The sequence below is a fragment of the Pseudomonas sp. MDT2-39-1 genome, from assembly GCF_054898085.1.
In genome coordinates this window covers 3,798,490-3,813,098 of record NZ_CM142716.1, presented here as the reverse complement: position 1 = coordinate 3,813,098, position 14,609 = coordinate 3,798,490, and the positions used below count along the sequence as shown (strand labels likewise).

General features: G+C 59.8%; 12 protein-coding genes and 1 pseudogene. 2 read left to right on the top strand and 11 right to left on the bottom strand.

What is annotated here, in order from left to right:
* Positions 1–77: 77 nt before the first annotated feature.
* The 7 genes and pseudogenes from ACYZTM_RS18010 to ACYZTM_RS17980 all read right to left on the bottom strand — a co-directional run.
* Positions 78–791 (bottom strand): PqiC family protein, encoded by a 714-nt coding sequence (locus tag ACYZTM_RS18010; RefSeq protein WP_131058791.1) that lies wholly within the window; start codon positions 789–791, stop codon positions 78–80.
* A gap of 442 nt (positions 792–1,233) precedes the next feature.
* Positions 1,234–3,501: a DNA topoisomerase IV subunit A gene (gene parC / locus ACYZTM_RS18005; protein ID WP_131058790.1), complete on the bottom strand. Its 2,268-nt coding sequence runs from the start codon at positions 3,499–3,501 to the stop codon at positions 1,234–1,236.
* A gap of 7 nt (positions 3,502–3,508) precedes the next feature.
* A complete protein-coding gene (locus ACYZTM_RS18000) occupies positions 3,509–4,033 on the bottom strand; it encodes a retropepsin-like aspartic protease family protein (protein ID WP_461983834.1) in 525 nt (174 codons plus the stop codon).
* Entirely contained in the window at positions 4,030–5,019 is a 990-nt protein-coding gene (locus tag ACYZTM_RS17995) for an esterase-like activity of phytase family protein (protein ID WP_131058788.1), read from the bottom strand. The genes ACYZTM_RS18000 and ACYZTM_RS17995 overlap by 4 nt, the downstream gene beginning before the upstream one ends.
* Positions 5,019–6,923, bottom strand: coding sequence for a DNA topoisomerase IV subunit B (gene parE, locus ACYZTM_RS17990; protein ID WP_461983831.1), 1,905 nt, complete (start codon positions 6,921–6,923; stop codon positions 5,019–5,021). The genes ACYZTM_RS17995 and parE overlap by 1 nt, the downstream gene beginning before the upstream one ends.
* Before the next feature lie 69 nt (positions 6,924–6,992).
* Positions 6,993–7,601, bottom strand: coding sequence for a YqiA/YcfP family alpha/beta fold hydrolase (locus tag ACYZTM_RS17985; RefSeq protein ID WP_131058786.1), 609 nt, complete (start codon positions 7,599–7,601; stop codon positions 6,993–6,995).
* Positions 7,602–7,807: 206 nt separating this feature from the next.
* Positions 7,808–8,026 (bottom strand): annotated as a pseudogene (locus ACYZTM_RS17980) (DUF6124 family protein); the annotation flags it as partial.
* Between the two features lie 659 nt (positions 8,027–8,685).
* Between ACYZTM_RS17980 and ACYZTM_RS17975 the strand changes: the two are divergent.
* Complete coding sequence (locus ACYZTM_RS17975; protein WP_131063537.1) at positions 8,686–9,681, top strand: IS110 family RNA-guided transposase; 996 nt, start codon at positions 8,686–8,688, stop codon at positions 9,679–9,681.
* Positions 9,682–10,265: 584 nt separating this feature from the next.
* On the opposite strand, the gene cpdA is transcribed toward ACYZTM_RS17975, so the two are convergent.
* The 3 genes from cpdA to ACYZTM_RS17960 form a co-directional block, all read right to left on the bottom strand.
* Positions 10,266–11,081, bottom strand: a complete 816-nt coding sequence (cpdA, locus tag ACYZTM_RS17970) for a 3',5'-cyclic-AMP phosphodiesterase (RefSeq protein WP_461983828.1) — start codon at positions 11,079–11,081, stop codon at positions 10,266–10,268.
* 98 nt (positions 11,082–11,179) lie between these two features.
* On the bottom strand, positions 11,180–11,632 hold the full coding sequence (locus ACYZTM_RS17965; protein ID WP_131058783.1) for a DUF1249 domain-containing protein: 453 nt from the start codon (positions 11,630–11,632) through the stop codon (positions 11,180–11,182).
* Positions 11,623–12,240 carry an NUDIX domain-containing protein gene (locus tag ACYZTM_RS17960; RefSeq protein ID WP_131058782.1) on the bottom strand — a complete coding sequence of 206 codons (618 nt, stop codon included), beginning with the start codon at positions 12,238–12,240 and terminating at the stop codon, positions 11,623–11,625. Before ACYZTM_RS17960 ends, ACYZTM_RS17965 begins: the two co-directional genes overlap by 10 nt.
* A gap of 228 nt (positions 12,241–12,468) precedes the next feature.
* Between ACYZTM_RS17960 and ACYZTM_RS17955 the strand changes: the two genes are divergently transcribed.
* Positions 12,469–13,215, top strand: coding sequence for an RsiV family protein (locus ACYZTM_RS17955; protein ID WP_461983826.1), 747 nt, complete (start codon positions 12,469–12,471; stop codon positions 13,213–13,215).
* Here ACYZTM_RS17955 and cytX read toward each other — a convergent pair.
* Positions 13,184–14,476 carry a putative hydroxymethylpyrimidine transporter CytX gene (gene cytX / locus ACYZTM_RS17950; RefSeq protein WP_461983824.1) on the bottom strand — a complete coding sequence of 431 codons (1,293 nt, stop codon included), beginning with the start codon at positions 14,474–14,476 and terminating at the stop codon, positions 13,184–13,186. The genes ACYZTM_RS17955 and cytX overlap by 32 nt on opposite strands.
* Positions 14,477–14,609: the final 133 nt, after the last annotated feature.

The following is a 14,609-nucleotide window of genomic DNA, read 5'->3' as shown; positions in this document are numbered from 1 at the left end:
GACAAACAATGGAGATACAACCCGCAGAAACAACAAAGCCCGCATCACTGCGGGCTTTGCTTTGGATCAATCCAGGCTTAGAACCTGAACACTTCCATATCGGTCCGGATCGGCGAAGCCATCGGGATCTTCGGTTGCTTTTCCGCTTCCGCCGCTGGTGCCGCCGGCTTGGCTGCCGGCTTTTTCGGCGCTGCGGCGATCGGTGGTTGATTGGCCAGTGGCTTGAGCGCCGTCGACAGTTGCTCGGCCAGACGCTGCAGCAACACACCCTGAGCCTGAACCTGAGCCGCCGTGCCACCGGCATGCTGCTCTTGCAGGTGAATGATGCGGTTATCGCGAACCTGGCCACGACGGTCGATCAAACGCCATTGCGCATCCAGGATCGCCGGTTGCGATTCGCCCGAGTCCAGGCGAGTAATCGTCATCAGCACCTGGACATCCGGTGTAAAGCCAGTGGTCGCAGGCGCCAGCACAACGCGCTGGCTGTCCAGATGACCCGCTACCTGACGCAGCAATAGCTGATCGATGTCGGAAGACAAGCTACCCGCCCAACGACCGTCCAGCGATGCCAGCAGGCTGCCATCGGGCTGTCGCTGCAACAAGGTTTCGCGTTGCAGGTAATCCGCAACCGTTACCGGGCCCAGCAAAACCGCCATGCCCGCGCTTTGCGCAGGCTGAGCCGGACTTCCGCTGTCCAGCTGGTACAGCGACACCGGTTGGTGAACGCTGCAACCCGCCAGGCCAAGAACGCCGGCGAGCATCAAAATAAAAGGAAGGCGCAGAGCAGTCATCGTCCCATCCAGGTGGTTGCCACAAGGCTAACCACAGTGAAAATACTCAATAAATATGAAGAACGCTCGGCCACGCCGGCGCTTGAAAGGCCATATCATCCGTGAATATGCGTTCCGACTCCAGCGCCAATGCGTCGATCTACGCGTTAAATCGTAGATCGAGGCCTCTAGGGGCGTTATCGACTACTTTCCCCACCGCGTTGTCGCCTTAAAGCGGGCCAGGCAAGGCGGAGGCCGCTGGGAATGGTTTTTCCCTTTCCAAGGCCTCCAACGCAGCCTGGCCCGCTTTAAGGCACAACCCGAAGGGCCGGGCCTGCTGTTGTGCAGGGCTGCGTTGCTCGAAGCTTATTTGGAATGACCAAACCTCGCTTCTCACGCCTTGCCCTGTACAACAGCAGACCCGGCGCGGTGGGGAAAGTAGCCGATAACGCCCCCTAGCCGCTTAATTGAGGTTTTCGACGAGCAGCGCATCAACCCGCTGGAAGCCACGTGGCAGTTTGTTACCACGACGCCCACGCTCACCTTTGTAGTGTTCGAGGTCGTCCGCTTTCAGCGACAACGTACGTTTTCCGGCCTGCAGCACCAACGTGGCGCCATCCGGCAGTACGGCGATGTCTGTGACATATTCTTCGCGACTGGCCACACGCTCACCGTTGATCCCGATGATCTTGTTGCCTTTGCCCTTACCTAATTGTGGCAGATCACTGATCTTGAAGATCAGCAGGCGACCTTCGGTGGTCACCGAAGCCAGCCAATTGTTCTCGCGGTCCGTTACCGGGCGCGGAAGAATGACCTTCGAGTTGTTCGGCAAGCTCAACAGCGCCTTGCCGGCCTTGTTCTTGGCTTGCAGGTCTTCACCCTTGACCACGAAGCCGTAGCCGGCGTCGGAGGCGATCACGTACAGCGAATCGTCTTCCGGCATCAGCACGCATTCGAAGGTCGCCCCTGGCGGCGGCGTCAGACGGCCGGTCAGCGGTTCGCCTTGGCCACGGGCCGATGGCAGCGTGTGCGAAGGCACCGAATAGCTGCGGCCGGTGGAGTCGATGAACACCGCGAACTGGTTGGAGCGACCCGGCGCCAAGGCCTTGAAACCATCCCCGGCTTTGTAGGAAAGCCCGGTGGCGTCGATTTCGTGCCCTTTGGCAGAACGAACCCAGCCTTTTTCCGACAGTACGACGGTCACTTTCTCGTTCGGCAGCAGGTCGTGCTCGGTCAGGGCCTTGGCTTCGGTGCGCTCGACGATGGGTGAACGACGGTCGTCACCGTAGGTTTCGGCGTCCTTGATCAGCTCGGTACGCACCAGTTTTTTCAGCTTGGCTTCACTGCCCAGCAGGGCTTGCAGCTTGGCCTGTTCCTTGAGCAGTTCATCCTGCTCGGCGCGCAGCTTCATTTCTTCCAGTCGCGCCAACTGACGCAAACGGGTGTCGAGAATGTAGTCGGCCTGGATTTCGCTCAGGGCAAAACGCGCGATCAGTGCGGCTTTCGGGTGTTCCTCGGTACGGATGATGTGAATCACTTCATCCAGGTTGAGGTAGGCAATCAACAAACCGTCCAACAGGTGCAGGCGGCGCTCGACCTTGTCCAGGCGGAATTGCAGGCGGCGGCGCACGGTGTTGACGCGAAACTCCAGCCATTCCACCAGCAACGCACGCAGGTTTTTCAACTGCGGCTTGCCGTCCAGACCGATGATGTTGATGTTGACCCGGTAGCTCGACTCCAGCTCGGTGCTGGCGAACAGGTGTTGCATCAGCGCGTCGTGGTCGAAGTTTTTCCGCGCGCCCGGAATGATCACGATCCGGCACGGGTTTTCGTGGTCGGATTCGTCGCGCAAGTCAGCGATCTGCGGGGCCTTGGACGGCTTGGCCTGCATCATTGCAGCGATCTGCTCCAGCACTTTGGCACCGGAAACCTGATGCGGCAGTGCGGTGACGATGATGTCGCCGTCTTCAATGTGGTACACGGCGCGCATGCGCACCGAACCCTTGCCGGTTTCGTACATTTTCAGCAGATCGGCGCGGGGCGTGATGATTTCTGCTTCGGTCGGGTAATCCGGGCCCTGAATGTGTTCGCAGAGCTGTTCGACCGTGGCTTTGGGCTCATCGAGCAAACGCACGCACGCTGTCGCGACTTCGCGCAGGTTGTGCGGCGGTACGTCGGTGGCCATGCCCACGGCGATGCCGGTGGTGCCGTTGAGCAGGATGTTCGGCAAACGCGCCGGCAACACCAGCGGCTCGTCGAGCGTACCGTCGAAGTTCGGGCCCCAGTCCGCGGTGCCCTGGCCCAGTTCGCTGAGCAGCACTTCGGAATAACGCGACAGCCGCGCCTCGGTGTAACGCATGGCGGCGAAGGACTTGGGATCATCCGGCGCACCCCAGTTACCCTGGCCGTCGACCAGCGTGTAGCGGTAGCTGAACGGCTGGGCCATCAGGACCATGGCTTCGTAGCAGGCCGAATCGCCATGCGGGTGGAATTTACCGAGCACGTCACCGACGGTACGCGCCGATTTCTTGTGCTTGGAATCGGCGTCCAGCCCCAACTCGCTCATCGCATAGATAATGCGCCGCTGTACCGGTTTCAGGCCGTCGCCGATATGCGGCAAGGCACGGTCCATGATCACGTACATGGAGTAGTTGAGGTAGGCATTTTCGGTGAAGTCAGCCAGTGACCGGCGTTCTACACCGTCCAGGCTGAGATCAAGGGAGTCGCTCATGCGGGCCTCATCGGTTCGTTGTCTGGCGCAGCAGCATGGTGCCACCGCGCTGGGTAAATTCAAGTTTGTTCAGCGCGCTCATACCGAGCAGCACTTGCTTGCCATCCAGGCCTGGCACGACGATGGCGCGCACGTCACGCAGCACAATGTCGCCCAGTTGCAGCCGGTCGACGCGGGTTCGATAACCCTCGGTGCGACCGTTGGCGGTGCTCAGGGTCACCCCGAAGCCTTTTTCCAGTTTCAGCCGTTCGGCCATTTGGGCCGGGATCGCCACATCGGTCGCCCCGGTATCCAGCATGAAATCCACCGGCTGGCCGTTGATCTGGCCGCTGGCGACAAAGTGCCCCTGGGTATTACTGGCCAGTTTCACTTCAACAAAACCTTCGCCCTGCTCCGAGGTGACGGCCACATTGGGATTCTGCTGTCGATCCTCCCACTGGCCGAAAAACCGCGTTGCCAGGAACAGCGCCGCGCACCAGGCCAGCACCATAAACACCCGGCCGGCGCGTTTCCCCGGCGTTTGCTGGCTCACGGCTTGGCACTCCAGCCACCTTCAGGCGCGGCGAAGCGCCAGACAACCGGGCGAGCCTCGCCATCGGCGCGGGCATCGTTGTTGTTGTCGGTGCCGACCCAGGCCCCCTCGGCGTCGACAATCAATGCTTCGGTCAGACCAAACGGATTTTGATAGCGGCGGTGTTCCTGCAAGGCTTCATCGGCAAACGACCAGCAGCGTTCGACCTTGGCCGTCACCGGGTCGCGGCGGCAGATCTGGTAAGCGTTGCGTTCAAGGGTAAACAGCTTGCCGTTGAACAGCGACAGGTCGGCAAAGTCCCGAGTAACGGCTTTGGCCCGTGGAAACTGTGCCGGCTGCATTTCTTTACCCGCTTCGCTCAGCAATACGCAGCCACCGTCGCAATCCCACACCGTCTGTTTGCGCTTGATCAGCAGCAAGCCACGGCTTTGACGCTCGGCGGCGAGCCACAATTGATCGCCCGAAGGGTTGATCGCCAGGCCCTCGAACAGCGCATTGAATTGCAACAGCATGCCACTGGCCCGCGCTTCGCGAACCAGCATCGGCGAGATCTTCAGCCAGGACGAAGGCCCAACAGGCGGCACTTGCAGGATCGCCGCATGGGACTCGCTGACGATGTAGCGATTACCGGCGCTGTCGCAACTGATGCCTTCAAAATCCAGGTCCCCGCCCCGTACAAACGATGCGACCCAGGCCCGCGAACGCAACCCCCAGGGCAAACCGCTGTCAGGCACCGGAGGGACGCCGATGCCAACGGTTTCGGCCTGCCAGACCGTGTCGCGGGTATCGAGGCGGTAGATCTGATCATCGTCGCGGTCGGAGATCGTCCACAGGTCCTTGCCACATTGGGCCAGCCCCGACAGGTTGCCGCCGCGCATGCCATCGACTGGATGCTCGGACAACAGGCGCAACTCCGGTGCCGGTTCGGCAAACGCCGAAACGGAGGTCAGAAGTAACGCACACGCCAGGGCAAAGCCAACCCGCATCAGCCAAGAACCTCGGCGAGGTTGCCTTTGGATTCCAGCCAGGACTTGCGATCACCGGCGCGTTTCTTCGCCAGCAACATGTCCATCATTTCTGCGGTTGCGTCGTAATCTTCCAGCGTCAGTTGCACCAGACGCCGAGTGTTCGGGTCCATGGTGGTTTCGCGCAGCTGCGGCGGGTTCATTTCACCCAGGCCTTTGAATCGCGTGACCTGCGGCTTGCCGCGTTTTTTCTCGGCCACCAGACGATCCAGAATGCCATCGCGCTCGGCGTCGTCCAGGGCGTAGTAAATCTCTTTGCCAAGGTCGATGCGGTACAGCGGCGGCATCGCGACGTAGACGTGACCGGCATCCACCAACGGGCGGAAATGCTGGACGAACAAGGCGCAGAGCAAGGTGGCGATGTGCAGACCGTCGGAGTCGGCGTCGGCGAGGATGCAGATCTTGCCGTAGCGCAGCTGGGCGATGTCCGCCGAGCCCGGATCGACACCGATCGCCACGGCGATGTTGTGCACTTCCTGGCTGGCCAGCACTTCGCCGCCGTCGACTTCCCAGGTGTTCAGAATCTTGCCGCGCAACGGCAGGATCGCCTGGAACTCTTTGTCCCGCGCTTGTTTGGCCGAACCGCCTGCGGAATCACCTTCCACCAGGAACAGCTCTGAACGCATCGGGTCCTGCCCGGCGCAGTCGGCAAGCTTGCCTGGCAGTGCCGGCCCCGCTGTGATGCGCTTGCGCTCGACCTTCTTGCTGGCCTTGAGACGACGGCCGGCGTTGTTGATCGCCAGTTCCGCGAGCTGCATGCCCAGCTCAGGGTGAGCGTTGAGCCACAGGCTGAACGCGTCCTTGACCACCCCGGAAACGAACGCGGCCGCTTCACGGGACGACAGACGCTCTTTGGTCTGGCCGGAGAATTGCGGTTCCTGCATCTTCATCGACAAAACGAAAGCGATGCGTTCCCAGACGTCTTCCGGCGCCAGCTTCACTCCGCGTGGCAGCAAGCTGCGGAATTCGCAGAACTCGCGCATCGCGTCGAGCAAGCCCTGACGCAGACCGTTGACGTGGGTACCGCCCTGAGCCGTCGGGATCAGGTTGACGTAGCTTTCCTGCACGCTGTCGCCACCTTCCGGCAACCACAACAGCGCCCAATCGGCCGCTTCTTTGTTACCGGCCAGGCTGCCGCAGAACGGTTCGTTGGGCAGGCGCTCAAATTCGCTGACCGCATCTTCCAGGTAGGAGCGCAGACCATCTTCGTAATGCCATTCGACTTTCTCGCCGGTGGCCTTGTCTTCAAAACTGACCAGCAGCCCCGGGCACAGGACGGCCTTGGCCTTGAGCACGTGCTTGAGGCGGCTGATGGAGAATTTTGGCGAATCGAAGTACTTCGGGTCCGGTGCGAAGAACACGCTGGTACCGGTGTTGCGCTTGCCGACGGTGCCGATCACTTCCAGCTCGGTTTTCTTGTAACCATTGGCGAAGGTCATCTGGTATTCGTTGCCGTCACGCTTGACGCGCACCCGGACTTCGTTCGACAGCGCGTTGACCACGGAAATACCCACCCCGTGCAGACCGCCGGAGAACTGGTAGTTCTTGTTGGAAAACTTGCCGCCCGCGTGGAGCTTGGTGAGGATCAGCTCGACACCCGACACGCCTTCTTCGGCGTGAATATCCACCGGCATGCCGCGGCCGTCATCGCTGACTTCCAGGGAATGATCGGCGTGCAGGATGACCTGCACCGAGGTCGCATGCCCGGCCAAGGCTTCGTCGACGCTGTTGTCGATGACTTCCTGGGCGAGGTGGTTCGGCCGACTGGTGTCGGTGTACATGCCGGGGCGTTTGCGCACCGGGTCGAGGCCCGAGAGGACTTCGATGGCGTCTGCGTTATAAGAGCTAGCGCTGGGAGTGGCCATGGGGTCTCGTCGTCCGCCTGTAAAAAGTGTTCTGTGAAAAAGAGTATTCTGTGAAAAAGAGGCGACGACTCACAGTGCTGTGAAATCGATCGCCTGATACAAATCTGCGCCGATGCCGGCAAAACTCAGCATTGCCGGAAGTTGCGCGGCAAAACCCTGGAAACTATGGTCGCCGCCGGCCTGGATGCGCAAGGCACAGGCGCGGTAATACTGCTGGGCGAGGCGATAGTCCAGCGTTTCGTCGCCGGTCTGCAACCACACCTGATACCGCTGCGGATCCCGGGGCGCCGGCACTTCCAGCTCGGCCAGGGCCGTCACATGGTCGTGGGTCAATTCCCAGGCCTCATCGGTATACAGGTTTTTCTGCGTCCCCAGGAACCCGTCGAACATCCGGTGCGGACTGACAGCTGGGTTGATCAACAGGGCCTTGAGGCCATGGCGCTCAGCCAAGTGAGTCGCATAGTAGCCGCCGAGTGAGCTGCCGACCAGCAGTGGCCGCCCCAGCTCTTCAATCGCCTGCTCCAGCTGACCGATGGCTTCGCGCGGATGATGATGCAAGGCCGGGACGCGCAATTGATCGCTCAAACCCAGCCGCTCCATCACGTGCACCAGCTGCGTGGCCTTTTTCGACGAAGGCGCGCTGTTGAAACCGTGGATATAAAGGATCGAACCGGACATTTGAACTCCCTGTGCGTCGGGTAAAGAGGCGCAGTTTACAGGGAGTCGGGGGGATCGGGGATAAAGGCAAGAATCAGGTTGCCCAAACGGACGTCATATCGCGAGCAAGCTCACTCCCACAAGTGACCGAGATGTCCAAGCGGACGCGGCCCTATGTGGGAGCGAGTTTGCTTGCGATGAACGATAACGCGGTTTATCTGAAAAAATTATGCTGGATCAACATTATCCAGCGCCCGATTTACCGCCCGTTCGGCCAGCATGACTATCTGTTGAATCGCCATCGCTGTATGCCGGTCCGGCCCATGCAGGCGCGCGGCAAAATCACTGGCCATGACACTCGCCGACGCCAGGGACTCACAGGAATGGGCCAAAAGGCTTTCCGTGTCCATTTCGGGGACGATCATGTACATCGTGCTGGGTTTGCGGGCGGGGGGATTGGGGGTTGGTTTGAACATAGTAGTACTCCAGAGGAAGAGTGGAGCCACTTACAAATTACCGCGACGCAATTTGGGTGGCAGCTGTACGCAGGTTCGCGGACCGATCCTCTGGCAACTCGGCATACCCGAAGGTATCCCGCGCACAGCCGCCATGACACGAAACGACAGACAGCCGAAAGCGCTGTCGTTAGGCGGGGGGCGATTATGCCTGAGAAAACGGGCCGCGAAGCCAGAACGCTGAATGTGTCAGCGACAGGCAAAAGGCTAGAGAAGCCGCGTCTGACGGGCAACCTGAAAACTTCGTGGGAAGGTTCTGAAATTTTTACTGACCATTAAACAGCGTCGTCGGCGAAGCCGCCTTCGCGGGCAAGCCTCGCTCCTTGTATGTTGACCCTGATTCCAACGAGAGAGGTTACGCTTAAGGATTCATACAACAGCAAGTGCGTTTCTGGGGGAGGCCGATCGCTCCTGAAGGCAGGATTTGCTCCTGACCTTGTCTGTAGAGAGGCCCCCCCGCCTCATTGCCCACCACGAAGAGTATCGAGAAGCCGACAAGTCGGACTTCGCATTACAAGGTTGCAGTGGCATGAAGTTCGAGGTCGGGGGAACCAGGAGCAATCTTACCGAAAATCAGGGAAGTGAAAACCATGAATACTCATGTCGGCATAGACATTGGTGCCCGCACGTCTGCTATGGGATGGCGGCAGAACGGTAAAACATCAGGCCAGTGGGACATTCAGCACACCCCCAAGGGGCGTAAGGCTGCCGTGACCAAGATGTTGGGCCTCAAACCGCTGAGCGTGGTCATGGAGGCCACCGGCATTTACTACCTGGACCTGGCGATAGAGTTGCATGCCGCCGGCTTACCGGTCTCGGTGATCAACCCCAAAAGCTTCCATAACTTTGCCAAGCTGATGCTGCAAAACAGCAAAACTGACCAGATTGATGCTCAGTTGCTGGCCGAGTATGGCGAACGCATGGCGCCAAGACTGTGGGTGCCACCTACCGCAGATCAACTGATGCTGCGTGCGATTGGGCGCCATATCAACCGGCTGATTGGCCATCGGACCCGAGCCAAGAACGAGTTGCACGCACTACAAGCGACGCAAACGAGCGTTGAGCTGCTGATCGAGGATGAAAAAGATGCGATTGCAGCGCTAGACACACGGATTGATCGTTTGAAGAAGGCTGCACGCGAGGCCATCGCCAAATGCCCGGATCTGAGTTTGCAGTTTCGCTGCATGATGGCTGCACCCGGCGTGGGAGAGGCCTCGGCCATCGCAGCACTGGCTGAGTTGACGACACTTCCTGTGACGCTTAAATCGGCGCAGGTAAGCCGTTATGCAGGACTCGATGTAAGGCTGACCCAGTCAGGCACCAGCGTGAACCGGCCAGGGCGAATGTCCAAATGCGGCAACGCGTATTTACGGGCAGCGATGTTCATGCCGGCAATGACGGCAATTCGCTGTGATGAGAATGTGAAAGCCTTTTACGAGGCGCTGGTAGCCCGCGGCAAGAAGAAAATGCAGGCCATCGGAGCAGTGATGCGTAAATACCTGACCGGGTTATGGGCATGCATGCGTTCTGGAGAAGAATTTAATACGGCCAAGCTTTTTAGCGAAAAACATCTCGCGAAAGCTTGACCGTGAACAGAGTATCTACAGGGGATAGGGTACATCCACAAACTGCAGGTCGGCTGTCAGGCCGCCATCGCAGGAAAGCCAGCTCCAACAGGGGATGGGGTATATCCGCAAATTGCAGGTCGGCTGTCAGGCCGCCATCGCGTGCAAGTCGGATCGCCGCACCGCTCGCTCCTACAAGGGGTCGACGTACTCGCTTCGCTTCTCACCACTCAACAGGCCGAGCGTTAGCTCGCCTGCAGCTCTTGATCTTGATCCACCCGCCCCTTCGGGAGGCTGAGTGGAGGTGTTCATCCGGGGAGTGGCGCGCAGCGCCGTTCGACGCAGTCGAACACGCTGCATGTAGGTCGTCGCGAAGCAGACCGGAGGGCAGTGTCCCCGGATGGATACCGGAGCGAAGGAACGCCGAGCCTAAGCGAGGGGCCGGACGCTTGGGGCGAGCCTTTTTTTGCTTACTTTTTTTTGGCGTTTGAAAAAAAAGTGAGTTGCCGTAAGGGCGAAACCGCCAGCCGCCGTTACCGCAGGAATGGATATGTACTCGGCCAGCAAGAGCTTGGTCGGCCCGTAGGCCGCCAAGATCGCAACCGTCAGTAACCGTTGGAACCGTAGTCGATCTGAAAGTCGAACCCAGTGACGCGTTCCACACCGGTTTCCAGTTGACCATCAGCCAACAACCGCAACCACCGATACCCAGGCGCCTGCTCCCCAACCTTGAAATCATCACTCCCCGGCTCAAACTGAATGCAAGTCGAAGGCGAAGCAATCAACCGCACCCCATTGCGATCCTGATCAATCTCCTGATGCACATGCCCCCACAACACCGCACGCACCTGCGGAAAGCGATCCAGCACGGCAAACAAGGCCTCAGGATTACGCAACCCGATCGGCTCCATCCACAAGCAGCCGATCGACACCGGATGATGGTGAAAACACACCAGATGATGCCGCTCAGGCGCCTCACTCAGCGAACGCGCCAGCAACTGCAACTGCTCATCCTGCAAAAACCCCGGCACCGACCCCGGCACCGCCGAATCCAGCAAAGTGACCCGCCAGTTACCGACATCCACGACCGGCTCCAGCAACGCGCTTTGCACAGCCGCCTCGGCCATAATCTGCGGTTCATCGTGATTGCCCGGAATCCAGCGCGCCGGCGCATCGAGCTGTCGAGTCAAGTCGCGAAACAACTGATAAGACTCCAGCGTCCCGTCCTGAGACAGATCACCGCTGGCAACGATCAGATCAATCTGCGGCTGCTGAAGGCGCACCAACTCAATGACCTTTTGCAGGCTGTCCCGGGTATTCATGCCCAGCAACGTCCCGTCCGCTTCGGCAAACAGATGACTGTCGGACAGTTGCACCAGCAACGCCGAATCGGCGGTGGTCAATGTGGATACGCTCGGCAAGGCGTTCTCCCAGGCTGAATCACGGGATTGGATGAGTGCCGCAATTATGCTGGGGGACGATCAAAAGGGGAAACCTGTGAACCTGACGCAGTTCACATCTATCGAACGACGGCGTACTCATGCCCACACGCCAGACAATGGCTCAGCCATTCACCCAGGAACATGTTCAACTGGGCCTTTTCATCCGGCTGATGCATTGAGGCATTCGGATAAGGATAGACGCCGCGAAAGCGTCGCGCATGTTCGGCGCTGACCACTTCGGCCATGCACGCATCGTGATAGACCTGCACTTCCAGCTGCGGCACCGGCAGCCACGGCAGGCTGTGTTCCTGGCGCACTTGCAGGGTCGTGGTATACGGACAGACCTGCAGCACCTCAAGGGCCAGCACGCCAAGCATCTGATCGCCGTGGGTCACGGCAATGCGCCGTGCCTCCGGTTCGTTGCGCATGTCCGGCAACAGTCGCATCAGGCGCGCGTAGTTGGCCTCGCAAGCGGCTTGCAGCCCGACGAGGTCCACCCGATAGCGATCGCGCAACTTGTTTACGACCATAGCCCCCTCACTTCAGCGCGGTTCAAAGCTAACCATTGCAAGGCAATGATGCTGGCCGCGTTGGCAATTCGTCCGTCGCGTACGGCCTGCAGGGCATCTTCGAACGCCCAGACCGTGACGCGGATATCTTCTGCTTCTTCCTCCAGCCCATGCAGGCCGCCGACTCCGGTGCTGTCGCAACGCCCCAGGTACAAATGTACAAATTCGTTGCTGCCGCCCGGCGATGGAAAGTATTTGGTCATCGGCCAGAGCGCCCCGAACACAAGCCCAGCTTCCTCCTGCGCTTCGCGGTGAGCAACTTCTTCCGGTACTTCATCCTTGTCGATCAGACCGGCGACCAGCTCGATCAGCCACGGATTGTCGGTCTTGCCCATGGCGCCGACGCGAAACTGCTCGATCAGCACCACTTCATCGCGCTGCGGGTCGTACGGCAGCACGCACACCGCATCGTGACGGACAAACACTTCACGATTGATCTCGCGACTCATGCCACCGGCAAACAATTCATGACGCAAGTGCACACGATCGAGCTTGTAGAAGCCCTCGTAGCACTTTTCGCGCCGAACGATATCAACGGCGGTCGGAATGGCGTTGGCAAAATCAGTCATGACAATCCTCTTTACTGCAAATCCGTTATGAGGCTCCTTTTTGTTACTTGCAACCTCGACTTCGCGCCATCCTAACGCGCTCGCGGCGTTTGATGCAGCCCCTTTCCCGTCAGCGAGATAGACGGTGAGGGCGAAACCAACTCTAATTAGCTTAGTGGCGAACTGACTGCTTCGTTGAGAGTCGAAGCGGATAACTTTTTGCCTTTCCCAGTTTTATGAAGGACACCCATGTCACTTTTTAAAATCGCCTCCGTGGCCGCAATCGCCCTGACCCTGGGCGCCTGCCAGAGTTTGTTTCAACCCAACTTCCGGGCACCGCTGGAAACCACCCGCGACGCCACCGAAACACTGAAACCGGGTTGCACGACACCTGAATGCCCGCTGGTGAACATCGATACGCTGCGCTTCCCCGCCGAGCCTCAGCTCGACGGCATTATCGAAAAACGCCTGCTGCAAATGACCCGCACCTCGCCCGACGCCCCAGCGGCACCGACGCTGGCGGCCTATCGCGATGAGTTTTTGCGCACCGCCGGTCCGCGCAATAGCAGCTACCTGCAAGCCAAAGTACGTGAGCAGCATGACGGCTTGGTGATCGTCGAGTTTTCCAGCTACCTGGACACCGGCGGCGCGCATGGCACACCGGGCCGCAGCTTCATCAACTATTCGCGCCAGCAGCATAAAGTGCTGACCCTGCCGGACATGTTGGTGCCGGGGCAGGAAGAAGCATTCTGGAAAGCCGCGCAAGTGGCGCACAACAGCTGGCTGATCAGCACCAAGCTCGATCAGGAACCGGAGTTCCTGAAGAACTGGCAGTTCCAGAAAACCCAGAACGTGGCGCTGACCTACGGCGGGGTGATCCTCAAGTACGAAGTGAGCACCATCGCGCCTTACGCGCTGGGTCACGTCGAACTGAAGATCCCTTACCCTCGTTTGAACGGCATTCTCAAGCCCGAGCTGTTTCCTGGCCGTAACTGAAGGCCCGGCCCAGCACCAGCTGGAGCAACCCTGCCAGAATCAACGACGGCAGGGTTGCGCCGATGTCCGGATACAGATTGGCCAGCAAGTGATAAGTGCTCACCCCGCCCAACCAGGCGAGCAACGCCGGCCAGCGCAATGCGGCTGACGCCACCTGGCTACTGCGTTTGCGCAGGATGAAGTGATCCACCAGCACCACGCCGAACAGCGGCGCAAACACCGAACCGATCAACAGCAGAAAGTTTTGATACTGGGCCAACGGCGCCAGGCACGCGATCAGGGTGCAGATCACGCCGATGGCCAGCGCCAGGTGCTCTACTTTCAAGCGCAACAGAATCCCGCTGGAAACCGCCGCCGAGTGAATGTCGGCGAAGGCGTTTTCCGACTCGTCCAACAAAATCAGCAACAGCGGAATCCCCAGACCGGCACCCGCCAATGCCAACAGCAAGGCATTCACTTCACCGCTCGGCGCGAACGCCAGGGTGTACGCCACGCCCAGGCTCATCAGCCAAAAGTTGCCGATAAAGAAGCCAATCGCTGTACCGCCAAAGACGTTTTTCGCACGCTTGCCGAAGCGTGAGTAGTCGGCAATCAGTGGCAGCCACGACAGCGGCATCGCAATCGCAATGTCGAAGCCCACGGCGAACGGCATCGAACCGTCACCGGCCTGCGCCCACAATGCTGCCAGATCCGCTTTGGCGAACAGGTTCCAGGTCAGCCAGATGCACGCGGCCAGCAGCACCCAGATGCCCCATTTGCGCAGGATCTGCCGCACGAACGTCAACGGACCGCTGACGGCCAGCAAGGTCGCCAATGCACCGAAGAACAAGGTCCAGAGCAGCGGATTCGACAGCAGGCTGCCTTCGCTGAAGGCACGTGTACCGAGCAGGCTGGCCGCGTCGCGCATCACGATGATTTCGAACGAACCCCAACCGATCAGTTGCAGCAGGTTCAGCACGGCCGGCAGGCTCGCGCCGCGTTTGCCGAGGCTCAGTTTTAGCGCGGCCATCGACGACAGGCCGGTGTCGCTGCCAATCACGCCGACAGCGGCCAGCAGCAGAACGCCGACCAGCGTGCCGAGGAAGATGGCCAACAGCGAGCCCGACAGGCCCAGGCCTGGCGCGAGCAATGCACCGGTCTGCAGCACCATCAGGCCGATGCCGAGGGAGAACCACAGGGAAAACAGATCGCGACCGCCGAAGACACGTTTGTCGGTGGGCACCGCGATATCAGGGGAATAAGTGCTGGGTTGGATGCTCAAGGTGTTATCTCAGAGGGACATTATTTTTGTACCCGCCCCCTGTAGGAGCGAGGCTTGCCCGCGAAAGCGGTGTGTCAGACAAAACACCTTCGCGGGCAAGCCTCGCTCCTACAGGGACTTCGCCAGCCTTGAG